This is a genomic window from Streptomyces sp. AM 2-1-1 (assembly GCF_029167645.1).
Taxonomy (GTDB): Bacteria; Actinomycetota; Actinomycetes; order Streptomycetales; family Streptomycetaceae; genus Streptomyces.
Map to the genome: position 1 here is coordinate 833,542 of NZ_CP119147.1, position 26,214 is coordinate 859,755.

Sequence of the window (26,214 nt, forward strand, 5' to 3'; positions counted from 1 at the left end):
AGAGACGGAAGTGGCCGCCGGGCGCAGTGACGCCCGGCGGCCGGGGCGGAGCAGCACGACATGGGGAGCTCACGGTGAAGCCACGGGCGACGGCGGCGGCCGGCACGGGCCGCACGGCGGACGGGACCGAGGTCCCGGCCGGCGAAGACGGTCCGCGCACCGCGCGGGACGGCGGTACGCGGGAGAGCGGGACGCGGGACGGCTCGGACGGACAGCGGGAAGCCGGCGGGAGCGCGGTCGCCCGCGCCCGCGGCGGCCGCTCGGGCACGCCGGCCGAGGGCGGCGGCCGTCCGGCCTCAGGCGCGCCCGCGGAGGGCATCACCTGGCGGCACCGGCTGCGGCGGGACCGCACGCTGGTGCTGATGACGCTTCCCGCCATCGCGCTGCTGCTCGTCTTCAACTACATACCGCTGCTCGGGAACATCGTCGCGTTCCAGAACTACGACGTCTACGACCTGGGCATCACCGGCAGCCCGTTCGTGGGCTTCGACAACTTCACCCGCATCTTCGACGACTACCGCTTCTGGGAAGTCCTGATCAACACGCTGGTCATCTTCCTGACCCAGCTGATCCTGTTCTTCCCGATCCCGATCGCCATCGCGCTGCTCGTGAACAGCATGATGAGCACCCGCGTACGTGCGTGGGTGCAGGCGATCGTCTACCTGCCGCACTTCTTCTCCTGGGTCCTCGTCGTCACCGTCTTCCAGCAGATGTTCGGCGGGGCCGGCCTGGTCGCGCAGTGGCTGCGCGAACACGGCCACGAGGGCTTCGACCTCATGACCAACCCCGGGTTCTTCAAGTTCCTGGTCACCGCGCAGGCCGTGTGGAAGGACGCCGGCTGGGGTGTGATCGTCTTCCTCGCCGCACTCGCCGCCGTCAACACCGACCTGTACGAGGCCGCCGCCGTGGACGGGGCGGGACGCTGGCGCCGCATGTGGCATGTCACGCTGCCCGCGCTGCGCCCGGTGATCGCCCTGCTGCTGGTGCTGCGGGTCGGCAGCGCGCTCAACCTCGACTTCGAGCAGATCCTGCTCCAGCGCGACCAGGTGGGCGCCGGCGCGTCCGAGATCCTCGACACCTACATCTGGTGGACGGGTATCAAAACCGGCGACTTCGGCTACGCCGCCGCGGCCGGGATCTTCAAGGGACTGTTCAGCGTCGCCATGGTGCTGGGCGCGAACAAGGTCGCCCACATGCTGGGCGAGCAGGGGGTGTACTCCAAGAAATGACGACTTCCCTGGACCTCGACAAGACGCCCGGCGGGTGGCCCGTGGACTCCGCCCCCGCCCGTACCCCGCTCCAACGCCTCCTCGGCACCGAGCAGCGCCCCGTCTGGGAGGACGAGCCGACCAGGACCGGCCTCGCCTTCAAGGGCTTCGGTCTCTTCGCGATCTGCGCGGTGATCCTCGTCCCGATCTGGGTCGTGGTCGTCACCAGCCTCTCCGACACCAAGGCCATCAACGACGCGGGAGGTCTGGTCGTCTGGCCGAAGACCATCACCTTCGTCGCGTACAAGGAGCTGCTGAGCGGCGGCGCCGTCACCCGGGCCGCGATGGTCAGCATCGGACTGACCGTCGTCGGCACGGTGTTCAGCATGGTGATCTCGATCCTCTGCGCCTACGGCCTCAGCCGGCGCGACTCGATCGCCCACCGGCCGCTGCTGATGACGCTCATGGCGACGATGTTCTTCGGCGCCGGGCTCATCCCCACGTACCTGCTGGTGACCGGGATCGGTCTGAGCAACAGCTACTGGTCGATGATCCTGCCGAGCGCGATCTCCGTGTTCAACATCCTGGTGCTCCGCGGCTTCTTCATGGACACCGCGCCCGAACTCATCGACGCGGCGCGCATCGACGGCGCCGGCGAGTGGCGCATCCTGCTCCAGATCGTCATGCCGCTCTCCCGCGCGGTGGTCGCGGTCATCTCGCTCTTCTACGCGGTGGGTTACTGGAGCCAGTGGTTCAACGCCATGCTCTACATCCAGGACAGCGACAAGTACCCGCTGCAGATGATCCTCCGTCAGCTGGTGCTCCAGCACCAGGTTCCGCCGGGTGCGATGGGCGCGGCCGTGAGCAGCGGCCAGATCAACAGCCTCGCCGTGCAGATGGCCGTCATGGTCCTCGCGCTGATCCCGGTGGCCGTGCTGTCGCCGTTCGTCCAGAAGCACTTCCAGAAGGGGATGCTCACCGGGGCCGTGAAGGGCTGACTCCCCGGCGCACCCCGGCCTGCCTCCTCCGTCCGTGCCGCGTGCCGGGTTCTCCCGCGCGCGGCTCGGCCGTCCCGCTCGTTGTGGAAGGACTCCGCCATGTCCGCGTTCCGTTCCGAAGCACACCCCGCCCTGCCCGGCCCCGACGCCCCTGGCGCCGCACCCTCGTCGCCCGCCCGCCGGTCCGTGCTCGCCGGGGCCGCCGCCGTCGCCGCGGCCGTCTGCGTCCTGCCCGGCGCCCACGCGGCCTCGGCGGCACAGCGGCCCTCGGACGGCTCCCGTCCTTCCGGCGGGTCGCGGACCGAGGCGTACCGCTGGCGGACCGCCGCCATCGGCGGCACCGGCTTCGTCACCGGGCTGATGTTCCACCCCTCGGTGCGCGGCCTGGCCTACGCCCGGACGGACATCGGCGGGGCGTACCGGTGGGACGCCGCGAAGGCCCGCTGGACGGCGCTCACCGACTTCACCGGCTGGGACGACTGGAACCTCCTCGGCGTCGAGGCGATGGCCGTGGACCCCGCCCACCCGGACCGGGTCTACCTCGCGCTCGGTACGTACGCCCAGTCCTGGGCCTCGCCGGGGGCGGTGCTGCGCTCGGAGGACCGCGGCAGGACGTGGAGCCGCACGGACCTGACGGTGCGGCTCGGCGCCAACGAGGACGGCCGGGGCACCGGTGAACGCCTTCTGGTCGACCCGCGCGACAGCGAGACCCTCTGGCTGGGCACCCGCCACGACGGTCTGCTGCGCTCCGACGACCGGGGTGCCACCTGGGCGCCGGACCCCTCCTTCCCCGCCGTGCCCTCGGCGTCGGGTCAGGGGGTCACCCTGCTGGTGGCGGCCGGCCGGACGGTCTACGCGGGCTGGGGGGACGGCACCGCCTCCCTCTACCGCACCACCGCGGCCGGCGGCTGGGAGCCGGTCCCCGGCGCGCCGGCGGCCGGAGGGGCGACGCGGGTGCCCGTCCGTGCCGCGTACGACGCCGCCTCCCGCGCCCTGTACGTGAGCTGGGCGAACGGCCCCGGCCCCAACAACCAGAGTGACGGCGCGGTGCACCGCCTCTCCACGGTGACCGGCGCCTGGTCGGACGTGACGCCCGTCGCCCCGTCCGGCGCCGACGCCTTCGGCTACGGCGGGGTCGCCGTGGACGCGAGGCGGCCCGGCACGGTCGTGGTCTCCACCAACAACCGCTGGGGGCCGGTCGACACGCTCTTCCGCTCCACCGACCACGGGCGCACCTGGACCTCCCTCAAGGACTCCGCGGTGCTGGACGTGGCGGAGACGCCGTACCTGCGCTGGGGCGGCGAGGCGAAGTTCGGCTGGTGGATCCAGGCCGTCGCCGTCGACCCCTTCGACTCGCGCCACGTCGTCTTCGGTACCGGCGCGACGGTCTTCGGCACCCGGGACCTGGTGCACTGGGCGCCGGAGATCCGCGGCCTGGAGGAGTCGTCCGTACGCCACCTGATCGCGCCGCCCACCGCGCACGGTGCCCGGCTGCTCAGCGGGCTCGGGGACATCGGGGTGATGTACCACGACTCGCTGACCTCCTCCCCCTCACGCGGGATGGCCACCCACCCGGTGTTCGGCACCGCCACCGGGCTGGCCCTGGCGGCGCGTGTCCCCTCCTACGTCGTACGGACCGGCTGGCCCTCGGGGTCGGACGCCGCCGGGGCGTACTCGCACGACGGCGGGTCCAGCTGGCAGCCGTTCGCGGCCCAGCCGGAGATCGCTGCCTCCGCACCGGGCCCCATCGCGGTGAGCGCCGACGGGAAGACCCTTCTCTGGACGTTCATCCACTGGGACGGCACGAAGTACCCCGCGCACCGCTCCACCGACGGAGGCGCGAGCTGGAGCGAGGTGACGACGTTCCCGAAGGGCGCGACCCCCGTCGCCGACCCGGTGGAGGCCACCCGCTTCTTCGCGTACGACACGGACACCGGCACCGTCCACCTCTCCACCGACGCGGGCGCGTCGTTCACCGTCGGCGCCACCGGACTCCCCTCCGGCGACGCGCAGTTCAAGCTGGCCGCCGCGCCGGGGCGGTCCGGCGACCTCTGGCTGTCGGCGAAGACCGGCGGACTGCACCGCTCGACGGACGGCGGGCGGACGTTCTCGGCCGTGGCCGGCGTCCAGGAGTCGTATGCGCTGGGCTTCGGCAAGGCGGCGCCTTCCCCGAAGAGCCGTCCCGCCCGCCCGGGCGCCGGTTATCCCGCGATCTTCCAGACGGGACGGGCGGCCGCGACCCACGACGGGGTGGCGGTGCTGCGCTCCGACGACGCGGGTGCCACCTGGATACGCGTCAACGACGACCAGCACCAGTGGGGGTGGACCGGTGAGGTGATCACCGGCGACCCCCGTGTCCACGGCCGGGTGTATCTGGGCACCAACGGCCGGGGCATCCAGTACGCCGACCCGGAATGAGGATCGAGAACACCATGCCGTCCCTGCGTGACGCGACCCGCGGCCGCCTGCTCTTCGGCGGCGACTACAACCCCGAGCAGTGGCCCGAGGAGGTGTGGGCCGAGGACGTCGCGCTGATGAAGGAGGCCGGGGTCAACTCGGTCACCCTCGGCGTCTTCTCCTGGGCGAAGATCGAACCGCGCCCGGGAGCACGCGAGTTCGACTGGCTGGACCGGTTGATGGATCTGATGGACTCCCACGGCATCGGGGTGGTCCTCGCCACACCGACCTCGTCCCCGCCGCCGTGGATGGGTGCGCTGCACCCGCAGACGCTGCCGCGGGCGGAGGACGGCTCGGTCGTCTGGTACGGCTCGCGCCAGCACTTCTGCGCCAGTTCACCGGTCTACCGCCGCTACGCCGCCTCGCTCACCGAGGACCTCGCGGCCCGCTACGCCGGCCATCCGGCGCTGGCCATGTGGCACATCAACAACGAGTACTGCACACACTGCTGGTGCGACGAGACGGCCGCGCACTTCCGCCGCTGGCTCGCCGACCGGTACGGCACCCTCGCCGCGGTCAACGAGGCCTGGGGCACCGCCTTCTGGAGCCAGCGGTACGACACCTGGGCGGAGATCCTGCCGCCCCGCAAGGCGCAGTACACGCACAACCCCACCCAGGTGCTCGACTTCAAACGGTTCACCTCGAACGCCCTGATGGAGTGCTACACCGCCGAGCGGGACATCGTGCGGCGCCACTCCCCCGCCGTCCCCGTGACGTCCAACTTCATGCCGCTCTGGTCGGGGCAGGATGCGTGGGCGTGGGCCGCGCAGGAGGACGTCGTCTCGGTGGACGTCTACCCCGACCCGGCGGACCCGGGGGCGGGGCAGTACCAGGCGATGCTCGCCGACATGACGCGCTCGCAGGCGGCCGGGCCGTGGATGCTGATGGAGCAGGCCGCCGGCGCCGTCAACTGGCGGCCGGTGAACCACCCCAAACCCCGGGGCCTCAACCGGCTCTGGTCACTGCAGTCGGTGGCCCGGGGCGCGGACGCCGTCTGCTACTTCCAGTGGCGCCAGTCCCGGCAGGGCTCGGAGAAGTTCCACTCCGCGATGGTGTCGCACGCCGGACCCGAAGGCCGGTCGTTCCGGGAGATCACCCGCATCGGCGCCGAACTCGCCACGCTCGCCCCGGAGGTGAGTGGCGCGCACGCGCCGGCCGAGGTGGCCGTGCTGCACGACTGGGACGCCTGGTGGGGCAGCGCGCAGGAGGGCCGGCCCTCCTCGCACCTTCAGTACCCGGAGATCGTACGGGCCTGGCACCGGGCCCTCTGGGAGAACGGCACGGCGACCGACTTCGCCCGTCCCGAGGCCGACCTGTCCGGCTACCGGATGGTCGTCGTCCCGCAGCTCTACCTCCTGACCGACGCGGCCGTGGACAACCTGGTCGCGTACGTCGCGGGGGGCGGCACCCTGGTCAGCGGCTTCTTCACCGGCGTCGCCGACGTGGACGACCGCATCCGGCCGGGCGGGATGGACGCCCGGCTGCGCGCGCTCTTCTCCATCCGCACGCTCCACGAGTGGTGGCCCGTGGAACCGGACGCGAGGGTCACCTGCGACGGCTTCCGAGGACTGCTGTGGTCGGAGGAGTTGGAGGCCGACGGCACCGGCGAGACCGTCGCCGCGTACGTGGGCGGGGAGTTGGACGGACTGCCCGCCGTGCTCCGCAAGGGAGGCGCCTGGTACGTCTCGACGCTCCCGGAACCGGAAGCGCTGCGCGAACTGCTCGGCCGGGTCGCCGGGGAGGCGGGCGTACGCCCCGTGGTCGCCGGACTTCCCGCGGGCGTCGAGGCGGTACGCCGGGGCGGCCTGCTCTTCCTCTTCCACCACGGGCGCGGCACGGTGACCGTGCCGTTGCCGGGCGCGCACGTGGACGTGCTCACCGGGGCGCGGGCGGAGGGAGCGGTGGAGCTGGGGCGCTTCGGCGTGGCGGCCCTGAAGCCGGCCGGCGCGGCATGAGCCGGTCCACCGGCAACCCGTCCCCCCGGAAGCCGTACACCCCGAACCCGTCCACCCCGGCTCCGTCCCTCCCGAACCCGTCCACCTGGGAGCCCCGTCCCGCCGCCCGCTGGGAGGACGCCTTCCTCAGCGGGAACGGGCACCACGGGGCGATGGTCCACGGAGACCCCGCCGACGACCGGGTGATCGTCAACCACCACACCCTGGTCCGCCCCAACGGCAGCGAGGACCTGCGCCCGCCGGAGCTCGCCGGGGAACTCGGACCGCTCCAGGACGCCCTGCTCTCCGGTAACACCCGGGCGGCCGAGCGCTTCGGCGCGGGCAGCCCGCTGGTGTGGGTGCAACCCTTCCATCCGGCGTTCCAGACCCGGGTGCGGCGCGCCCCGGCGGAGTCCGGGACGCCGTTGGGAGCCGGGGCGGGGGCGCACGGGACGGCTCACGCGGGAGCCGGGCCGGAGGCGGAGTACACGGCTCCGGCCGGAACGGCCACCGGCCCGTCCTACCGACGAGAGCTGGATTTCACCTCCGGCGAGACCGTCGCCTCCCACGGTCCCTGGCGCAGTCGTGTCTTCGTGTCGCGGGCCGACGACGTGATCGTCCAGCACATCACCGGCCCGGCGGCGGACACCGAGGTCTGGCTCGACCCCGTCCTTCCCGGCGCTCCGGCGAACCTCGCGGTCGGCCGGTCGACGGTGCTGACCCCGCAGGGCGCCCGGATCGCCCTGCGTCTGCGCTACCCGGAGAGCGATCTCTCCTGCACCGGGGTGTCGGTCCTGCGGGCGGAGGGCGGAACGGTCTCCGTGAGCGGCGACGGGGTCCGCGTCGCCGGAGCCCGGAGCCTGCTCCTCCTGACCCGTGTGCGCCGCTCCCCCGGTGAGCCCGACCTCGACGCCGAGTGGGCGGCCCTGCCGGACGACGATTACGACGCCTTGATGGCACGTCACCTCCCGCTGCACCGGAGCGCCTTCGGCCGGTGCGCGCTCACGCTGCACGACGAGGACCCGGCGCGGCAGGGTCTCCCGGGCAGTGAGCTGCTGCGCCACCCGGGCAGTCCGGCCCTGCTGGAGCGGCTGTTCGCGGCGGGCCGCTACCACGTGCTGTCCGCCTCGGGTGCGCTGCCGCCCCGACTGACGGGGGTGTGGACGGGGGACTGGGACACCGCCTGGTCAGGGGCGTTCACCACCAACGCCAACCTCAACCTCCAGGTGGCGTCGGCGACCGCCGGCAACCTTCCCGAGGTGCTGGACGCCCACGCGCGCCTGATAGAAGGTCAGTTGGACCACTGGCGTGAGAACGCCCGGGCTCTCTTCGGGGCCCGGGGCATCGTCGCGCCCTCCCACTCGGACGGGGAGTCGGGCCGCACCCGCCACTTCCAGCGGGCCTACCCGCTGCACCTGTGGACTGCGGGCGCCGACTGGCTGCTGCACCCCCTGTGCGAACAGGCGCAGTGCCGAGGGGCCGCACCGGAGGCGCTGGTCTCGGCGTGCGCGGAAGTGGCCGACTTCTACACCGACTTCCTCACCCGTGAGGGTCCCGACGGAGCCGTGGCGATCGTCCCCTCGTACTCGCCGGAGAACCGCCCGGAGAACGCGAGTTGGGGCACGCTCAACGCCACGATGGACATCGCCGCCGCCCGGCACGCCCTCACCACCGCTGCGGAGCTGGCCCCGGCGCACCCGGACGCGGACCGCTGGCGGGACCTCGCCGGCCGGCTTCCGCGCTACCGGATCAACGCCGACGGCGCACTGGCGGAGTGGGCGTGGCCCGGGCTCCGCGAGACGTACGACCACCGCCACCTCAGCCACCTCTACCCGGTCTGGCCGCTCGACGAGATCAACCCGTACGACACTCCCGGGCTCGCCGCTGCCGCGCACCGCGCCCTGGAACTGAGGGGTTCGGAGAACGACTCGGCCCACGGTCATCTGCACCACGCGCTCGTCGCGGCGCGGCTGCGGGACGGTGCGCGGGTCTCCGCCGCGCTGGCGTCGGTCCTGGACGGTGACTTCTTCCACGACTCGCTGATGAGCGCGCACTACCCCGACCGGAACGTCTACAACGCGGACGCCGCCCACGCGTTGCCGGCCGTCGTGCTGGAGATGCTCGTCCAGTCCGCGCCGGGCCGCCTGGTCCTGCTGCCCGCGCTCCCGGCCGCGTATCCGAGGGGCGCGCTCCGGGGCGTCCGCACGCGGTTCGGCGCGGTGCTCGACCTCGTCTGGACCCCCGAGGAGATCACCGCCTCGTTGCGCCCCACCCGCGACGCGCGCATCGAGCTGCGTACGGGCCCGCCCCCCGGATCTCCGGCCGGCCCGGCGGAACCCGGCGAGGCATCCTGGGTCACCCTCACCGCCGGGGCCGACCGGGTACTCACGCTGCGGCGAAGGGCGACCGGCGGCCGGTGAGCACGCCGGGCGATCCGGCGTCCGTCCCCGTACGGGGAGCCGCGAGCGGGTCCGGCGGCCGGCCGGCAACGGTCGCGGCAGGGGTCGGCCTCCCTCGGCCGACCCCTCGCGGGTCACACCGCGGGCGCCGGTCCCGTGCTCGCTCGTACCGTCAACTCCGGTGCGATCAACTCGACTTCGTCCGATCCCTGGCCGGTGAGCTTGGCCACCACCAGCTCGACCGCGCGGCGCCCCATCTCCTGCGCGGGGATGGCCACGGTGGTGAGCCGCACCGAGGCCTCCACCGCCACCTGTTCGGGACAGACCGCGACGACCGACACGTCCTCGGGGACGGCGCGGCCCTGCTGCTGGAGGAGGTTGAGCAGCGGTTCCACGGCGGACTCGTTCTGGACGATGAACCCGGTGGTGCCGGGCCGCTCGTCGAAGATGCGGGAGAGCGTCTGCGTCATGGCCGCGTACCCGCCCTCACTGGGCCGGTGCAGTACGGTCACCCCGGTCTCCCGCGCCTTGGCCCGGATGCCGTCGATGGTGCGCTCGGCGAAGCCGGTGTGGCGTTCGTAGACGGCGGGGGCCTCGCCGATCACCGCGACCTCCTGGTGCCCGAGTTCGGCCAGGTGCTCCAGGCAGAGCGCCCCGGTCGCCTCGAAGTCGAGGTCCACACAGGTCAGACCGGAGGCGTCGGCGGGCAACCCGATCAGGACGGAGGCCCGCTGAGCGCCCCTCAGCAGGGGAAGGCGCTCGTCGTGCAGCTCCACGTCCATGAGGATCATCGCGTCCGCCAGCGAGCTCCCGGCGATCCGCCGGACCGCGGCGGGGCCCTCCTCTCCGGTGAGGAGCAGCACGTCGTAGCCGTGGGTGCGAGCGGTCGTCGCCACCGCGATGGCGATCTCCATCATCACCGGCACGTACATGTCGGTGCGCAACGGCACCATCAACGCGATGATGTTCGAACGGCTGCTGGCGAGCGCGCGCGCCCCGGCATTGGGGTGGTAGCCGAGTTGCTGGATGCTGAGTTCCACGCGCTCCCGGGTGGGGGCGGAGATGGACCGCTTCCCGCTGAGGACGTAGCTCACCGTGCTCGCGGAGACTCCGGCGTGCTGGGCGACCTCGGCCAGGGTGACCATGCGCTCTCCCTTACGGGTGACAGATGAGAAGTGACGGACGACGGGTGCCGTGCGGCAGTGGTGCGGAGGGCGGAACGCGAGCAGCGTTGAAGCGCTTCGAAGCGGGCCGCTTTCTCGTCGCAGCCCCTCTGACGTGCAGATATCCAAGCGAGCCTAGACCGACTCCTGTGAACTGTCCAGAGAAACGTTGAAGCGCTTCGACGCTGTCCGGAGAGGCCATTCACCGGGCGGTGAGCGGGAGTTCAGAGGACGGCCGGGGGTGCCTCCGGATCGGACTCCCGGCCGCGTCCGCGGCCACCTTGCCCGCCCGGGAGGACCCGAGGTCGGGTGGTGTGCATCCGTACGGTGCCATGGCTGTTCCGTTCCTCGGTCCCAGGGGGAAGACAGGGGGTTCCGGACAGGTAGTTGCCGCCCGGCCCCAAAAGGTTGCCGCCGATGGAGGGCGGGTTCACCGAGGATCGGGAGGAGGCCGTCACCGTCACCGTCACCGGAACGGTCCACCCGGGACGGGGGCCGGGTCCGGGCCCGAGTCCGCGACCGCTGTCGTGGTGCCGCCGAGACTGCGGTCGGGCGGTATCAACCCGCTTATTGACCAAGCCTGTTGGTCGGGTCCGGGACGTCGCCGCCCCCGCGCGGCCGTGGGGACGCCGGGGGCCCGCGCGCACCCCGCACCGACACCAGGCCCACGCACGCCGCCCCGTCGGTTCAGCGCGCCTCGGCGGGCCTCTCCGGCCTGGTCCGCTCGTGGGTCTCCAGCGCCACCCGGGCCCGGTCGGCCACCTCCTCGCCGCGCCCCTGGGCCCGGCCGACCGCGAGGTCGATCGCCATCCGCACCCGGGAGGCTTCGCCCCGGCCGTAGGAGACCCCGGAGGTCTTTCGGCGGTTGTCGACCGAGATCAGGGTCAGCCCGGCGCTCTTGTCGTGGTCGTGCCGGAGCCACTTGCCGTAGGCCCACTCGCGCCTGCCGCCCGGACCACTGAACAGGAGGCGCCGGTCGGTGACGGCCAACTCCCCCGTCCAGGTGGTCTCCAGGTGGCTCACCCCTTGCCGGGTCCGCACCTCCACGAGGGCGGCGGGCGCGACCAGCAGGACGCACTCACCGGACTTGCGTGCCGCCCACCGGAAGTCCGACGCGCTGCACTCCGAGCCCCGCAGCCCACGGACGAAGTCGTACTCCGCGGCGAGCCGGTCCCGGGTGCTCAGCCAGACGGCCAGCCGGCGCTCGTGCGCCTCCCGGGCATCGCGGCGCTCGTCCTCGCGCCGGCGCTCCTCGGCCTCCTGCCGCGCGACCACGGCAAGGGCCGCCCGTTCCTGTGCGGCGATCCGCGCGGACTCCCGTCGGCGGGCGCGCCACTCGATGACCACCCTGCGCCGTCGCCACAGCAGGAGTCCGAGGACGGCCACGACCACCAGGACCGCGGCGAGGCCGAGCAGGGCGTCCCGGATCTCGGTGCCGGTCATGTCGTCCGCGACACGCACGGTCAACTCCCGCAATGTGGTGTTGCCGTGCGCGTCGGTCAGCCGGGCCACCAGTCGGTACGCGCCCGGCTCGGCGTGCCAGTTCAGCACCCGGCGCTCGCGGACCAGGACGGCGGGGCGACCCCCGTCCGCTCCGTCGAGGCGCAGGGTGGCGCCCCGCTCCCCGGTCACGATGAGCACGACCTCACCGTGACGCGCCCGTTCCTCGTCGTACGCGACGCGGAGCGCGGGGGCCACCGTGTCCACGACGAAGGGAGCCGAGCGCGTGGTTCCCCGCCGCCCGAAGGGGTCGGCCAGCGTCACCAGCACCCGGTACGACCCGTCCTCCAGCGGAAGGGACACACTCCCCCGTCCGTCGCCGTCCAGTCGTACGGGCTCCGTCCCGCCGTCCGTCACGACGGTCCCCACCGATCCGGGCGGCCCGACGACGTCGACCGTCGTGCGGCCGCCTTCCGGGTCTCCCACCCGTACTCCGGGCCGGAGCTCCGCCAGGGCGACCTCGACGGTCGCCTCCTCACGGGTACGGTTGCCGGCCCGGTCCCGTACGACGGCGACGAGCCGGAACGTGCCGTTGGGCAGCCGGAGCGAACCGGTGACCGTTCCGCCGGCGTCGACGGTGCCGCGCAGTACGTCCTCGCGGCCCGCGACCGTCACCTCGTACGAGGCGCCCGCCTCCGCGTCGAGGGTCACCTCGGCCGCACCCGTCTCCGGGTCCGCCGCACCGAGGGCGGGCGCCCCCGCCCTCGGTGCGGTGCCGTCGACCGTGACGGTGAACGCGGCGCTCGCCTCACTGGTGTTGCCGGACGGGTCGACGGCCACGACGGTGTAGGCGTGCTCGCCGTCCCCGGCCTCGAAGGTGATCTTCTGCTCGGTTCCGGTGGCCGGGGCGTGCGCGACGACCGCGTCCGCTTCGTCCCGCACCTCGATCCGGGCCCCCTTCTCGGCCCGCACGCCGAGACCGACACGCCCACCGGCCACCGCGCCCGCGCCGCGCGTGGTGGGCCGCCCGGGCGCTTCGACGTCCACGACGGGCTCGGGGTCCGCGCCGGAGCCGGAGCCCGCGCCGGAGCCGGACTGGGAGCCGCCCCCGGACTCGGAGCCGGGCAGGGAGCTGTACCCGCACTGGGAGAAGTTCCCGAGGTCACCGCATACGTACGAGCCGGAGTCGGAGGGGCAGGAGTGCCATCGGTGACAGCCGTCCCGGTGCGCCATGGCCGGCGACGCCCCCACACCGAGCGCGGTGGCGGCGACGAGCAGCGCGAGCAGGGCCATCACGGCACGTCGAAGTCTGGTGCGTATCTCCACGCGGCTGGTCCCCCCGGCTCAGCGACGGCAAAGTGCACGCCGAAGGACGGGATCCTGTCAGGCGATGTGAAGAAATGGCAAATGAACGGTGGAGCCGTCGCGCCGCGACCGCCCCTCGGTCACCGCCCGCGAGAAAGCCCTGCCGGAGTACCGTCGGCCGCCGGACGCTACGCCCCGTGTCCACGAGGGCTTCATCGCTGTGAAGGTTCGCGTGTACATGGTCGGGTTTCCCGGGTTCTCTTACGTCGATCGCTTTCTCACGGTAACCAGGTAGTCCATGAACATCTTCAGCCGCAGCTCCACGCCCCGACGCCCAGCCGGCACGGGCGCGGGCACGAAGGTCCCGTCTCCCGCCGCCGCGCTCCCCCACCCGGCCCTGAGAGGGCTCACCGGTGAGTGGATGATCGATCCCGCGCACAGCAGGATCGGGTTCTCCGTGCGACACGCCATGGTGACGACGGTGCGGGGTTCGTTCGCCGAGTACGAGAGCCTCCTCCACTTCGACGGCAGCAACCCCACCCGCTCCCGGGCCGAGATCGCCATCGCCACGGCCAGTGTCGACACCGGAGTGGAACAACGCGACGAGCACCTCGTCGGACGGGAGTTCCTGGATGCCCGGACATACCCCCGGATGATCTTCACCAGTACCGCCGTGAGCCTTCCCGCCCCGGACGTCTACCGCATGACCGGGGACCTCACCATCCGGGACGCCACCCGTCCGGTCGACCTGGACCTCACCTACATCGGCCACGTCACCGACCCGTTCGGCTACGAACGCGTCGGGTTCGACGGCACCACCACCATCAACCGCTCCGACTGGGGCCTCACGTACAACGCCCGCCTCGCCGAAGGCGGCGCCATGGTCAGTGAGAAGCTCCGCCTCCAGTTCGACATCGCGGCGATCCGGAAGCCGGTCGCGGTGTGAGGGCGGGAAGGTCCCGGGGGATGCCGGCCGGCCGTCGGGCGGGCAGTGCCCGGCAGCACGGGGGCGGTCGCGGCGAATCCGTAACACGGGCGTAGCCCTGCGGGCCCCCGCGCGCCCTAGGATCGCCCCAACGCTCCCACCTGCGGTTCTCCGCGTCGCACGTGGTCGGTGTTTCTCCCTCCCCCACCGACCGGATCCGGCGGCATCCCCGCCGTGTCCGCGACCCCCGAAGGCGGCCTGCATGGTCTCTCCCGTACGCGTCTGGCTCAACCGCACGTACGCGGAGAACGTGTTCTTCATGGATCAGCTGCGGCGCAATCCGCACGGCCGGCCTGTCGAGATCCACGCCACGCACGCCGACCCGGACTCCCCGGTCCTCGCGGCGGCCGACACCGCCGCACCGGAGCCGGAGAACCTGTCTCCCGCCGCGTACGCCGAGTACGCGCTGGACCAGTGCGCGCGGCGCGCCATCGACGTGTTCGTACCCGTACTCCACCAGGCGGCTCTGGCCGCGCACCGCGAGGACTTCGCGGCCGTCGGGACGGCGTTGCTCGCACCGCCCGCCGAGGCGATAGGCCTCTTCGCGAACAAGGCGGTGGCGTACGAGACGGTGCGAAGGGTCGGTGCCCCGGTGCCGCCTTGGTGGCGGGTGCGCGACGAGGCACAGCTCATGGCGGCGGTGGACGCCATCGAGGGCGCAGGCGGCAAGGCGTGCTTCAAGCCGACCACCGGCGAGGGCGGTGTCGGGTTCCGGATCATCACCCGGGCGCCGTTCTCCCTGCTGCACCTGACCGGTTTCCCCAGCCCTTACGTGCCGTTGGAGCTGGTGACCCAGGCGCTGCGGCGTACCGAGCGGTCCGTCGACTGGCTGGTGATGCCACGCCTGGACGAGCCGGAAGTATCCGTCGACTGCCTCACCGGCCCCGACGGAGAGGTCCGGTTGGCGGTGGGCCGCACGAAGAACGGCCGGCGGCGCGGTTTCACGCTCGACCCGGCGTGGATCGAGCCCGCCCGCCTGATCGCCCGGTCCTTCGGCCTGCACGGGCTGACGAACATCCAGTTCCGCATGCACGCGGGCGAGCCCGTCCTCATGGACGTCAACACCCGCCCCGCCGGCGGCCTGCACCAGCTCTCCGGGTGCGGCCTCAACGTGCCGTGGGCCGCCGTACGCCTCGCCCTCGGCGACGACCCCGGCGAGCTCGCCCCGGAGTTCCTCGGCTCCGACTACGCGGTCGTCCCGGGGCCGCGCGCACTGCGCCCGGCACTCCCGCAGCAGCGGAAGCAGCCACCGCCGGTCTTCGTACCGATCGCCACGAGTCCCGGACCGGGCATGGCCTCCGTCCTGCCGACCGCGGGCGCACCGCGGCCGGCGGCGGAACTGCCGTGACGGGCGGCCGGTACTCCAGTGTGACGTTGTGATCCATCCGCCTGGGAAGTTGGCGAGTCGTCGCCGGTGGTGGCTGCGGCGGGCGGTGGCCTGGTGGTGCCTGCGCCGGTTCGACCAGTGTCTCCGCCTGTGCGGGGAAGCTGCTCGTCGGGTACGGCGGGGCACCGAGCAGGTGGCGGGTCTACGGGACGGTCAGGTCGATCGGATCAGCGCTGTGGGCGGGCCGGTTCCGTTGTGCGGGCCTTGTCGGCCTCGCGTCGGCGACCAGGGCGGCCAGGGGGGCGGAAGACCCGGGGACTCTTCGGACCGGAAAGACCGGGGGGTCCCCTTCGGGCCGGATCGGGCCGCTGAGGGCGGTCCGATCCGGCCTGCGGGTGCGGTGACGACACCCGGTCAGCAGCCGGCTCAATAGCCGACGGTGAACCGGCGCTGGACGAAGCGGGGCAGCTCCGCCTCGTCCACCAGGGCGACCGCGGCGTCCTCCGCCGAGATCCGGCTCAGACCGTCGGCGTCCAGCACGGGCTGGTCGCCGCCGATGCGGAAGCGGCCGGTGCGCTCGCCGGGAGCGATCTGCTCGGCGGGGCTGAAGTAGGTCCAGAGCCGGTTCGAGGTGCGCAGCACGTTCAGAGCCTCTCGGTGGCCGCGTATGGCGGCGGCGTACTGGCGGGCCAGGCCGAGTTCGTCGAGCGACGCGTGAATGAGCTCTTCGTGGTCGGCGCGGACGACGCCCGGCTCGATCTCCAGACTGCCGGCACCACCGATGACGATCAGCCGGGTGCGGGGGTGGCTCTCCAGGGCTTTGAGGAGGGCCTCGGCGGCCGCCGCATAGACGGTCGGGTCCGCGATCGAGCGCTGGACGGTGTCGGCGAAGTCCTTCGCCGCGTTCCCGGGCTGGAAACCACTGATCAGAACGTCCAGACCAGGCAGGACGGCGGCGATGCTCGCGGTGTCCAGGGCGTCGACGCTCGCCCACCCGAGGTTCTCCCGCTGGTCGGTTATCGCGGAGGCGTCCCGGCTGAACGCCGTGACGCGGTGTCCGCGCTGGAGAGCCTCGGTGACGACCCGGCTGCCGATGGTGCCGGTGGCTCCGATGACGCCGATGTCCATGGTTCTCCCCTTGGTTCATGCCGTGCTCATGCCGGATGGACGCCTGAAGCCGAAAAGCCTCACGCGATGCACGGACTATACGGCGTGAAGTTTCTGCACGGCAATCAGTGCAGTGACGCTGTAAAGTGAGCCCGTGGCAGGCACCCGAAGCACCGGACGACGTGAGCGACTGCGGGCCGAGACGACCGCTGAGATCAAGCGCACAGCGCTGGGATTGATGGGCTCGGGCGGCCCCGACGCGATCACCCTGCGGGCGATCGCCCGCGAGATGGGCATGACCGCCAACGCCATCTACGGCTACTTCGGCACTCGCGACGACCTGGTCACCGCCCTCATCGCGGACGTCTACACCGCCCTTGCCGACGCCGTCGACGCCGCCTGGGCCGCCTCCGCGCAGGACGCCCCGGCGAAGCGGATACAGGCCTGGGCACACGCCTTCCGCAACTGGACGCTGGCCAACCCCGAGGGCTTCCGGCTGATCTACGGCGACCCCGTCCCCGGATACCAGGCCCCAGCCGGCGGCGCCGCGCCGGACGCCGCCCGGCGGGTCTGCGTAGGCATTGCCGCGCTGGCGGACACGGCCTGGGTCAGCGCCGAACGGTCCTATGGGGACAGCGACTTCGGCTGGGGCGACTTCGAGCCCGGCCTGCTCGACAAGGTCCGCCCGGCGTTCCCCGCACTACCGCCGGCCGGCGTGGCCCTGGCGCTGCGGATCTGGGGGCACCTGCACGGCCTGGTGGCGCTGGAGGTCTACGGCCACCTGCGCGCCCAGACGCTCTCGCCGGACAAGCTCTTTCACGCCGAACTCACCCAGCTGGTCAGATCGTTGGGCCTCGACGCTCAGCACTTCAGCGTGACGTCGCGATCTCGTGCGGGAGCCGGGTGAGAACGCGACGGCCACCGCATGCAGACGCAGCATGGACAGCAACGCGGCGTACCGCTTCTCGTCCTCCCGCGCGTCTTCCCAACGCCGTGACCATCCGGCCACGCCGGCCCCGGAGATTCACGGCAGTCAGCTGCTTCCCCGCAGCTCCCTGGCCCCGAGCCGACCACCGGTCCAGCCGTCCCACGGGCACACAGGCCCGGATCCGCGCCAGGCCGACCGCCGGCATCCCTTCCGGCACGTGAACCGCAGTCGGCCTTCCGTACGCCGGACACGACGACAGAGCCGGTCAAAGCGACGAACTGTCGCTTTGACCGGCTCTGTCAGGTCGGTTGACCCTGGTGTCCGAGGGGGGACTTGAACCCCCACGCCCGATAAAGGGCACTAGCACCTCAAGCTAGCGCGTCTGCCATTCCGCCACCCGGACGAGGTGTCTGCCGTTCGCGGTGTTTTCCGCGGCGACATGGAGAACAATACCAGGGGTTTACTCCCCCGATCACCCTCATTTCCCGTGGTCAGTGCGGTACCGGAGGCGTGGCGGTCGGCCCCCGGGAAAGCTGGGCGCGCCCCGGGTGCGGTGTGTCGGGTGACGTGCACGTTCCGTCGCACGGGCTACCTTCGCGGTCATGAACGTCCGCTACCACCTGCGCCCCTTCGCCCTCGCGGGCCTGCGCGAGCATCTGCGGGACACCTTCTGGTTCGCCCCGGCCACGAGCCTCGTGGGCGCCTTCCTCCTCTGGTGGGGGGTGTCGACGCTGGACTCGGCGATCGTCGCGCATCTGCGGAACGACCGGGCCTACGAGGAGCTGGGCGAACTGGCCTCCTTCGCCAACGACGCCCGTACGGTCGTCACCACCGTCAGCGCGGCGATGATGACCTTCATCGGTGTGGTGTTCAGCATCTCGCTGGTGGCGGTGCAGATGGCGAGCGGGCAGCTGACACCCCGCATCGTCCGGATCTTCGTCCGGAGCCGGATCACCAAGCTGACCCTGGCCGTGTTCCTGGCGACCTTCGTGTTCTCGTTGCTGGTCCTGACCTCGTACGAGAGCGAGACCGAGGTCCGGCGGCTGACCTCCGTGCCGGTGCTGCAGGGCCTGCTCACCCTGGCCCTGGTCGCCCTGAGCCTGCTCCTCTTCATCGCGTACGTGTCCTCCACGCTGCGGCTGATGCAGGTCGGGCCGGTCGTCGACAGGATCACGCGCGACGCGCTGCGTGCCCTGGACCACCAGCCCCGCGAGGAGAACCGGGAGCAAGCCTCCGGGCCGGCGGACCGACCGTCGCCGCTGCCGCCGGAGAGCGGGACGGTGAGGTACGCCGGGCGGGCGGGGGTGCTCCGGGACGTGGACGTGGCACGGCTGGTGCGGGTGGCCCGTCGGCGCGGGTCGGTGCTGCGCCTGCTTCCCCGTACGGGCGACTTCCTGGTACCCGGCATGCCCCTGCTGGCGGAGCACGGGGCGAAGGGGACCGGGCCGGGGCATGTTCCGGGCGACGCCGTCCGGGTGGGGGTCGAACGGGCGCTGCGACGCGATCCGGCCTTCGGTCTGCGACAGCTCACCGACATCGCGCTGCGTGCCCTGTCGGCCGCGGAGAACGACCCGACCACCGCCGTGCAGTGCCTGGACCGCATCGTGCAGTTCCTCGCTGCGGTGGCACACCGTCCGCTCGGTACGGTGCGCCACCGCGACCGACGCGGCGAGGTGCGGCTCGTCCGGGAGACACCGGACTGGCCCGGCCTGGTGGATCTGGGGTTCGAGGAGGTCCGGCGGTGCGTCGCGCAGGCGGGACCACAGGTGACCCGCCGGCTGTTGGCCGGCCTCGACGACCTGCTGGTCCTCGTACCTCCGGAGCGCGCGGCTCCCTTGCTGGGGCACCGCGCGCTCCTGGTACGGGCGGTGGAGCGGGAGTCGTCGGAACCCGCCGAGCGGGCGTTCGCGTCGGTCCCGGACCGCAAGGGGATCGGCTGACCCACCGGAGGAGTGCGCGCGCTCATCCCCCGGTCCGGCGTGCCCGGCGGTCCGGCGTGCCCGGCGGTCCGGCGTGCCCGGCGGTCCGGCGGCGCCGCGTGCCAGCCCGGATGCGCTCGGATCAACCTTTCTCGCGCCCGTGGTACGTCCGGCGGGTGTGCCCGGTGTGGGCCCGCATGATCTCCGCGGCGCGCCGCTCGTCGCGGGTCGCGAGGGCGGCGATCCGCTCGCGGTGCTGATCCGGGACTGCTTCCCCCGCCGGCGGGCCACCGGGGTGCAGTACCAGCGGACCCGGCGCCCGACCCGGGCCGCGAGCGCCGGGAGCACGACGTTTCAGGCCGACTCCATCGCTCGGGCGCGGTATTCGGCGTTCACGGACCACGGTCCACGGTTTCCGAGGTGCGACCGCGCCCCGGGGGCCGACGCACCGGACCGGGTCTCCGGTCCTCTCAGGGACAGCGGATGACCTGACCGGCGTAGGAGAGGTTTCCGCCGAAGCCGAAGAGGAGGACGGGCGCCCCGCTCTCGACCTCGCCCCGTTCCACGAGCTTGGACAGGGCCATGGGGATGGAGGCGGCGGAGGTGTTCCCGGAGTCCACCACGTCCCGGGCGATGACGGCGTTGACGGCGCCGATCTTGCGGGCCACCGGTTCGATGATCCTGAGGTTCGCCTGGTGCAGTACGACGGCGGCCAGGTCCTCGGGGGCGACCCCCGCCTTCTCGCACACCGAGCGCGCGATCGGCGGCAGTCGGGTGGTCGCCCAGCGGTAGACGGACTGGCCTTCCTGGGCGAAGCGCGGCGGCGTCCCCTCGATGCGTACGGCGTTGCCCATCTCCGGGACCGAGCCCCACAGCACGGGACCGATGCCGGGCGTGCCCCCGTCGTCCGGGTCGGCGACGACCACGGCGGCGCCCGCCCCGTCCCCGAGCAGGACGCAGGTGCTGCGGTCGGTCCAGTCGGCGATGTCGCCCATCTTGTCGGCACCGATGACCAGTGCACGGGTGGCCGCCCCGGCACGGATCGCGTGGTCGGCCGTGGCGAGCGCGTGGGTGAAGCCCGAGCAGACCACGTTGATGTCCATGACGGCCGGCGATCCCATGCCCAGCCGGGCGGCGACCCGCGCCGACATGCTGGGCGAGCGGTCGATGGCCGTGGAGGTGGCGACGAGGACCAGGTCGATGGCGCCGGCCTGGAGTCCTGCCGTCGCGAGGGCCTTGGCGGCGGCGTGCGCGGCCAACTCGTCCACCGGCTCGTCCGGTCCCCCCACATGACGGGTCTTGATGCCGACGCGGCTGGTGATCCACTCGTCGCTGGTGTCGACCATGGCCGCCAGGTCGTCGTTGGTCAGCACCTTGGCGGGCTGGTAGTGGCCGAGCGCCACGACACGTGAGCCGGTCATGTACGGGTTCCCCTCGCTACGTATGGCAGGAACCATCCAGTCTTGGTCGCTACTGTCCGGTACAGGGGCACGTGATCCGACAGATATACGGACCGCGGGTTGGAGCCTTGACGACAGATCCGCTCCGGATGGGCCTCATTCGGCCACATCTTTGTCGAACTTTCCTCCCGAGGGGGCACATTCGGCATGCTGCCGGCCGTCCGGGTTCCGGGCCGCGGTGCGCCGCGCGTGACCTGAACATGCGGGGACGGGTGCCACGCCGCCGCGAATCGTGTACCGGACAATGAGATCGTGGAGGCCGTCCGGCCGCCCGACGGCCGGGCGGGCATCTCCGCCGCGGGGCCGCCGGGGCCCTTCGCACGTACAGAATCGGGTCTGAGCCATGGGACGGGTCACCGAGCGCCGCCGCACTCTTCGCATCCGGGACAAGGCGGTGTCGAGCCGCGCCGACACGCTCGTCGCCGAGGAGCCGCTGGAAATCCGCCTCAACGGCAAGCCGCTCGCCATCACCATGCGCACCCCGGGCGACGACTTCGCGCTGGCCGCGGGGTTCCTGGTCAGCGAGGGTGTCATCGGCGCCGGGTCCGAGGTGCGGTCGATCGTCTACTGCGCCGGCGCGACGGCGGAGGGGGTCAACACCTACAACGTGGTCGACGTACGGCTGGCGCCGGAGGTCGTCGTCCCCGACATCACCCTCGAACGCAATGTGTACACGACGTCCTCGTGCGGCCTCTGCGGCAAGGCCAGTCTCGACGCGGTACGGACGACCACCCGGCATCCGGTGGCCGACGAACCTCCGGTGCGGGTGACGCCCGAGCTGCTCTCCGCCCTGCCGGACCGGCTCCGTGCGGCGCAGCGGGTCTTCGACCGGACCGGTGGGCTCCACGCGGCCGCCCTCTTCTCCGAGGAGGGCGAACTGCTGGACGTACGGGAGGACGTGGGCCGTCACAACGCGGTGGACAAGCTGGTCGGACGGGCCCTGACGGACGACCGGCTGCCGCTGTCGCGGTCGCTCCTGCTGGTGTCGGGGCGGGCCTCCTTCGAGCTGGCACAGAAGGCGGTGATGGCCGGGATCCCGGTCCTGGCGGCGGTGTCGGCGCCGTCCTCGCTCGCCGTCGACCTCGCGGCCGAGAGCGGGCTGACCCTGGTCGGCTTCCTGCGCGGGCCGTCGATGAACGTGTACGCGGGCGAGCACCGGATCGCGCTGGAGGCCCCGGTCGCCGGGGGCTGAGGCCGCCCGCCGCCGCACCGACCGGCGGTGGAGCGGGGGTCCCCTGCGGGCCTGCGTGCTCGCCGCGGGTCAAAGCGGGACCGACGGTGTCGGGTGGGTCACACCGCCGCGGGTACCGGGACGCCCACCGTTTCCGTCTCCTCGGGTTCGCGGGAGCGGTGCTTCGCGATGACGGCGCAGACCATCAGCTGCATCTGGTGGAAGAGCATCAGCGGCAGGACCGCGAGGCTCGCGTGTGCCCCGAACAGGACGCCGGCCATCGGCAGCCCGGAGGCGAGGCTCTTCTTCGATCCGGCGAACTGGATGGCGATGCGGTCGGCGCGGCCGAAGCCGAGGCGCTTCGCCCCGTGCCAGGTGATCAGCAGCATGACCGTGAGCAGGACCGCCTCGGCGGCCAGCAGCGCGACGAGCCGCAAGGGGGTCACCTGGTGCCCTGTGCCGGCCACCATGCCCTCGCTGAAGGCGGTGTAGACGACGAGGAGGATCGAGCCCCGGTCGACGTGGCCGAGGATCTTCCGGTGGCGGCCGAGGAAGCCGGTGGTCCAGCGGCGCAGCAACTGACCTGCGAGGAAAGGGACCAGCAGCTGGAGGACGATCCTCACCAGTGAGTCGGCGGAGAAGCCCCCGCCGGTGCCGCCGAGCAGCAGGGCGGCGAGGAGGGGGGTGATCACGATGCCGGCGATGCTGGAGAAGGAACCCGCGCAGATCGCCGCCGGGACGTTGCCGCGCGCGAGGGAGGTGAAGGCGATCGACGACTGGATGGTCGACGGCACCAGGCAGAGGAAGAGGAAACCGGACTGGAGTTGCGGGGTCAGGACGTAGGGGACGAGTCCTTCGCTCGCCAGTCCCAACAACGGGAAGAGGACGAAGGTGGCACCCAGGACGGTCAGGTGGAGCCGCCAGTGGCGCACCCCGTCCAGCGCGTCCGCCGTGGAGAGCCGGGAGCCGTAGAGGAAGAAGAGGAGCGCGACCGCACCGGTGGAGGCCCCGCCGGCCACGTCGGCGGCGGCGCCCGATGCCGGGAGCAGTACGGCGACGACGACGGTCCCGAATAGCGCCAGGATGTACGCGTCGACGGGCAGCCAGGACGGCAGCCGCAGGGTGCGGGGGCTCATGTGCTCCACGTCCGTCCGAACGGTCGAATGCATGCGGTCGCCATTCTGCTTCACCCGGTGCGGAGCTCGCGACCAGCGCCCTGCTGTACAGATTCTGTGCAGATGGGGCGGGCGGTGCTTACCCCAGGGTCGGAAGTGCGCCCGAGCCTTGCCCATCTGGCCGGATTTCGACGCTGGTCCCTCGTGCGGGACCTGTGCGGACGGGCCTCTTTTCCACCCAAGGGCCCGCTCGTTGGGGTAGCGTCGCGGCGCTGTGCGGAGTGCCGTAAGGAGCAGGTCATTGCGCGAGTTCACCGTCCCACCCATGGCTGCCGCACGACGTCCGGTCGGAGGCCTCGCCGACGCCGTATTCGAACAGGCGCACGATGATCCCCATCGGGTCTCGTTCGGCCGGAAGGACGCGGACGGACAGTGGCAGGACGTCACCGCCGAGGCCTTCCGCGACGAGGTGCTGGCGCTCGCCCGGGGGCTCGTCGCGCACGGCATCCGCTTCGGCGACCGGGTCGCCCTCATGTCCCGTACGCGCTACGAGTGGACGCTCTTCGACTTCGCCCTGTGGGCCCTGGGCGCCCAGTCCGTGCCGGTCTACCCGACGTCCTCGGCCGAGCAGGTCCTGTGGATGCTGCACGACGCCGAGGTCGCCGCCGTCATGGTGGAGCACGAGGACCACGCCATGACGGTGGGCTCGGTGATCGACCGGCTTCCCCGGCTGAAGCGCCTGTGGCAGCTGGACGGCGGCGCGGTCTCCGAGCTGATGGAGGCCGGGACCCGGATCGACGACGAGGTGGTGCACCGTCATCGGCGCGCGGTGACGCCCGACTCGGTGGCGACCGTCGTCTACACCTCGGGGACGACGGGCCGACCGAAGGGGTGTCTGATCACCCACGCCAACCTCATGTTCGAGGCGGACACCATGGCCCAGCGGTGGGAGCCGGTCTTCCACTCCAGTCCCGGCGAAGAGCCGTCCACCCTCCTGTTCCTGCCGCTCGCCCACGTCTTCGGCCGCATGGTGGAGGTCGCTGCGCTGCGCAACCGGGTGACGCTCGCCCACCAGCCGGAACTCTCGGCCGGCGCGCTCATGCCGGACCTGGAATCGTTCCGACCGACGTTCGTCCTCGCCGTCCCGTACATATTCGAGAAGCTCTTCCACGGCGCCCGCCGCAAGGCCGAAGCGGAGGGACGGCTGGGGCCGTTCGACAAGGCCGAGGAGGTCGCCGTCCGGTACGCGGAAGCGACGGAGCAGCGGACCTTCGGCACGGGCCCCGGCCCTTCGCCGGGTCTGCGCATGCAGCACCAGTTCTTCGACAAGGTCGTCTACAAGCGGTTCCGTGACGCGATGGGCGGCCGGATACGCCACGCGATGTCCGGCGGCTCCGCCATGGAACGGCGTCTGGGGCTCTTCTTCGCTGGGGCGGGCATCGAGATCTACGAGGGGTACGGCCTCACCGAGACCACCGCCGCCGCGACGGGCAACCCTCCCGGCCGTGTCCGGTACGGCACCGTGGGGCAGCCCATCCCCGGCACCACCGTCCACATCGCGGAGGACGGTGAGGTGTGGGTGCACGGGAGCCAGGTGTTCGCGGGCTATCTGGGCAACCCGGAGGCGACGGCGAGGGCGGTGCACGACGGCTGGCTCGCCACCGGTGACATCGGCGCGCTGGACGAGGACGGCTACCTCACCATCACCGGCCGGAAGAAGGAGATCCTGGTGACGTCGGGCGGCAAGAGCGTCTCCCCCGCCGGGCTGGAGGAGCGGGTCCGGGCCCACCCGCTGGTCGCCCAGTGCATCGTGGTCGGCAACGACCGCCCGTACATCGCGGCACTGGTGACCCTGGACCAGGAAGCCGTGGACCACTGGCTCGCGATGCAGGGACGCGACCCGCTGCCGCCGGCCGAACTCGTCCGGGACCCCGACCTCGAGATGGAGGTCCGGCGCGCGGTGGTCGCCGCCAACACCGCCGTCTCGCAGGCGGAGTCGATCCGCACCTTCCGCATCCTGGCTCACCGGTTCAGCGAGGAGCGCGGTCTGCTGACACCGTCGCTGAAGCTGAAGCGGAAGGCGATCGAGACGGCGTACTCGGTCGAGGTGGACGCCCTCTACGGCTGAGAGCCGGCGGACCGGGGCCCGGCATCCGGAGCGAACGGGGGAAGCGGCGGGGACCGGGGGTGCCCGGACCGTGTGCGGGGAAACGCTGCGGGTAAGCGGTGCGGGGAAACAAGGGGTGATCCGGGAATGGATCGGCCGTCCCGCTCGTTCTTCACCGGAGTACCCCATCACCACCGACGTAAGGATCGACCGCTCGTGAGCAAGGTCCCCACCCTCAGCCTCAACAACGGCGTCGACATGCCGCAGCTCGGTTTCGGTGTCTGGCAGGTGCCGGACGACGAGGCGGAGCGGGCGGTCGCGACGGCGATCGAAGCCGGCTATCGCAGCATCGACACCGCCGCGATCTACGGAAACGAGTCGGGCACGGGCAAGGCCATCGCCACCGCCGGTGTCGCCCGCGAGGAGCTCTTCGTCACCACGAAGCTGTGGAACGACGACCAGGGCCACGACGCGACGCTGCGCGCCTTCGACGCCTCCCTGGAGAAGCTGGGCCTCGACTACGTCGACCTGTACCTGATCCACTGGCCGACCCCCCAGAAGGACCGCTACGTCGACACGTACCGGGCTTTCGAGAAGATTTACGCCGAGGGCCGTGCCAAGGCGATCGGAGTCTCGAACTTCCTGCCGGAGCACCTGGAGCGGCTGATCGGCGAGACCTCGGTGGTCCCCGTGATCAACCAGATCGAGCTGCACCCCCAGCTCCAGCAGGCGGAGTCGCGCGCCCTGCACGCCCAGCACGGCATCGCCACGGAGGCGTGGTCCCCGCTCGGTTCGGGCCGGGGTCTCCTGGAGGTCCCGACCGTCGTCGCGGTCGCCCAGAAGCACGGCCGCACGCCGGCCCAGGTGGTGTTGCGCTGGCACCTCCAGCTCGGCAACGTCGTCATCCCGAAGTCCGTGACGCCGTCGCGGATCGCCGAGAACATCGACGTCTTCGACTTCGAGCTGGACGCGGACGACCTGGCGGCCTTCGCCGCGCTCGACGAGGGCAAGCGTCTCGGCCCGAACCCGGCCGACCTGAACTGACCCTTCCGTACACCGGGCCCGCGGCCCGTGTGTCCGGCCCACGGCGCCCCACCGCATTCTCGGTGGGGCGCCGTCGGTGCGTCCGGACACCGCCCGACGTGCCCCACGGGCTCCGAAGAGGCCCGCCACGCGCACCGGACGCCTGCG

17 protein-coding genes, 1 tRNA gene and 1 pseudogene are annotated in these 26,214 nt (G+C 72.1%); 12 read left to right on the top strand and 7 right to left on the bottom strand.

What is annotated here, in order from left to right; all coding sequences use genetic code 11:
• Positions 1 to 74 precede the first annotated feature (74 nt).
• The 5 genes from PZB77_RS03520 (at position 75) to PZB77_RS03540 (ending at position 9,017) form a co-directional block, all read left to right on the top strand.
• The gene (locus tag PZB77_RS03520; protein WP_275491040.1) at positions 75 to 1,229 is read left to right on the top strand and encodes an ABC transporter permease subunit; all 1,155 of its coding nucleotides are present in this window, start codon (positions 75 to 77) and stop codon (positions 1,227 to 1,229) included.
• A complete protein-coding gene (locus tag PZB77_RS03525; protein WP_275491041.1) occupies positions 1,226 to 2,206 on the top strand; it encodes a carbohydrate ABC transporter permease in 981 nt (326 codons plus the stop codon). The genes PZB77_RS03520 and PZB77_RS03525 overlap by 4 nt, the downstream gene beginning before the upstream one ends.
• A 99-nt stretch (positions 2,207 to 2,305) precedes the next feature.
• Positions 2,306 to 4,624: an exo-alpha-sialidase gene (locus PZB77_RS03530; protein WP_275491042.1), complete on the top strand. Its 2,319-nt coding sequence runs from the start codon at positions 2,306 to 2,308 to the stop codon at positions 4,622 to 4,624.
• A gap of 14 nt (positions 4,625 to 4,638) precedes the next feature.
• Positions 4,639 to 6,618 carry a beta-galactosidase gene (locus tag PZB77_RS03535; RefSeq protein WP_275491043.1) on the top strand — a complete coding sequence of 660 codons (1,980 nt, stop codon included), beginning with the start codon at positions 4,639 to 4,641 and terminating at the stop codon, positions 6,616 to 6,618.
• Positions 6,615 to 9,017 carry a glycoside hydrolase N-terminal domain-containing protein gene (locus PZB77_RS03540; protein WP_275491044.1) on the top strand — a complete coding sequence of 801 codons (2,403 nt, stop codon included), beginning with the start codon at positions 6,615 to 6,617 and terminating at the stop codon, positions 9,015 to 9,017. The genes PZB77_RS03535 and PZB77_RS03540 overlap by 4 nt, the downstream gene beginning before the upstream one ends.
• A 113-nt stretch (positions 9,018 to 9,130) precedes the next feature.
• Here the strand turns inward: PZB77_RS03540 and PZB77_RS03545 are convergent, their stop codons facing one another.
• The gene (locus PZB77_RS03545) at positions 9,131 to 10,141 is read right to left on the bottom strand and encodes a LacI family DNA-binding transcriptional regulator (RefSeq protein WP_275491045.1); all 1,011 of its coding nucleotides are present in this window, start codon (positions 10,139 to 10,141) and stop codon (positions 9,131 to 9,133) included.
• A 705-nt stretch (positions 10,142 to 10,846) separates the two neighbouring features.
• Entirely contained in the window at positions 10,847 to 12,925 is a 2,079-nt protein-coding gene (locus PZB77_RS03550) for a hypothetical protein (RefSeq protein WP_275491046.1), read from the bottom strand.
• A 277-nt stretch (positions 12,926 to 13,202) separates the two neighbouring features.
• On the opposite strand from PZB77_RS03550, the gene PZB77_RS03555 reads away from it, so the two are divergent.
• Positions 13,203 to 13,850 carry a YceI family protein gene (locus PZB77_RS03555; RefSeq protein ID WP_275491047.1) on the top strand — a complete coding sequence of 216 codons (648 nt, stop codon included), beginning with the start codon at positions 13,203 to 13,205 and terminating at the stop codon, positions 13,848 to 13,850.
• Positions 13,851 to 14,091: 241 nt separating this feature from the next.
• Entirely contained in the window at positions 14,092 to 15,237 is a 1,146-nt protein-coding gene (locus PZB77_RS03560; protein WP_275491048.1) for an ATP-grasp domain-containing protein, read from the top strand.
• Positions 15,238 to 15,642: 405 nt separating this feature from the next.
• Here the strand turns inward: PZB77_RS03560 and PZB77_RS03565 are convergent, their stop codons facing one another.
• A complete protein-coding gene (locus PZB77_RS03565) occupies positions 15,643 to 16,344 on the bottom strand; it encodes an NAD(P)H-binding protein (RefSeq protein WP_275491049.1) in 702 nt (233 codons plus the stop codon).
• Positions 16,345 to 16,477: 133 nt separating this feature from the next.
• On the opposite strand from PZB77_RS03565, the gene PZB77_RS03570 reads away from it, so the two are divergent.
• Positions 16,478 to 17,230: a TetR/AcrR family transcriptional regulator gene (locus tag PZB77_RS03570; RefSeq protein WP_275491050.1), complete on the top strand. Its 753-nt coding sequence runs from the start codon at positions 16,478 to 16,480 to the stop codon at positions 17,228 to 17,230.
• Positions 17,231 to 17,566: 336 nt separating this feature from the next.
• On the opposite strand, the gene PZB77_RS03575 is transcribed toward PZB77_RS03570, so the two are convergent.
• Positions 17,567 to 17,654 (bottom strand) — tRNA-Leu (locus PZB77_RS03575).
• A 199-nt stretch (positions 17,655 to 17,853) separates the two neighbouring features.
• On the opposite strand from PZB77_RS03575, the gene PZB77_RS03580 reads away from it, so the two are divergent.
• On the top strand, positions 17,854 to 19,191 hold the full coding sequence (locus PZB77_RS03580; RefSeq protein ID WP_275491051.1) for a DUF2254 domain-containing protein: 1,338 nt from the start codon (positions 17,854 to 17,856) through the stop codon (positions 19,189 to 19,191).
• A 121-nt stretch (positions 19,192 to 19,312) separates the two neighbouring features.
• On the opposite strand, the pseudogene PZB77_RS03585 reads toward PZB77_RS03580, so the two are convergent.
• Positions 19,313 to 19,569: pseudogene (locus PZB77_RS03585) on the bottom strand (FCD domain-containing protein); the annotation flags it as partial.
• 71 nt (positions 19,570 to 19,640) lie between these two features.
• Complete coding sequence (locus PZB77_RS03590) at positions 19,641 to 20,591, bottom strand: beta-ketoacyl-ACP synthase III (protein ID WP_275491052.1); 951 nt, start codon at positions 20,589 to 20,591, stop codon at positions 19,641 to 19,643.
• A 382-nt stretch (positions 20,592 to 20,973) separates the two neighbouring features.
• On the opposite strand from PZB77_RS03590, the gene fdhD reads away from it, so the two are divergent.
• Positions 20,974 to 21,822, top strand: a complete 849-nt coding sequence (gene fdhD / locus PZB77_RS03595) for a formate dehydrogenase accessory sulfurtransferase FdhD (RefSeq protein WP_275491053.1) — start codon at positions 20,974 to 20,976, stop codon at positions 21,820 to 21,822.
• A 98-nt stretch (positions 21,823 to 21,920) separates the two neighbouring features.
• Here fdhD and PZB77_RS03600 read toward each other — a convergent pair whose 3' ends face one another.
• Positions 21,921 to 22,937 carry a bile acid:sodium symporter family protein gene (locus PZB77_RS03600; protein WP_275491054.1) on the bottom strand — a complete coding sequence of 339 codons (1,017 nt, stop codon included), beginning with the start codon at positions 22,935 to 22,937 and terminating at the stop codon, positions 21,921 to 21,923.
• Between the two features lie 304 nt (positions 22,938 to 23,241).
• Here PZB77_RS03600 and PZB77_RS03605 point away from each other — a divergent pair, with 304 nt between their 5' ends.
• A complete protein-coding gene (locus tag PZB77_RS03605) occupies positions 23,242 to 25,044 on the top strand; it encodes an AMP-dependent synthetase/ligase (protein ID WP_275491055.1) in 1,803 nt (600 codons plus the stop codon).
• Positions 25,045 to 25,239: 195 nt separating this feature from the next.
• Complete coding sequence (locus PZB77_RS03610; protein WP_275491056.1) at positions 25,240 to 26,067, top strand: aldo/keto reductase; 828 nt, start codon at positions 25,240 to 25,242, stop codon at positions 26,065 to 26,067.
• Positions 26,068 to 26,214: the final 147 nt, after the last annotated feature.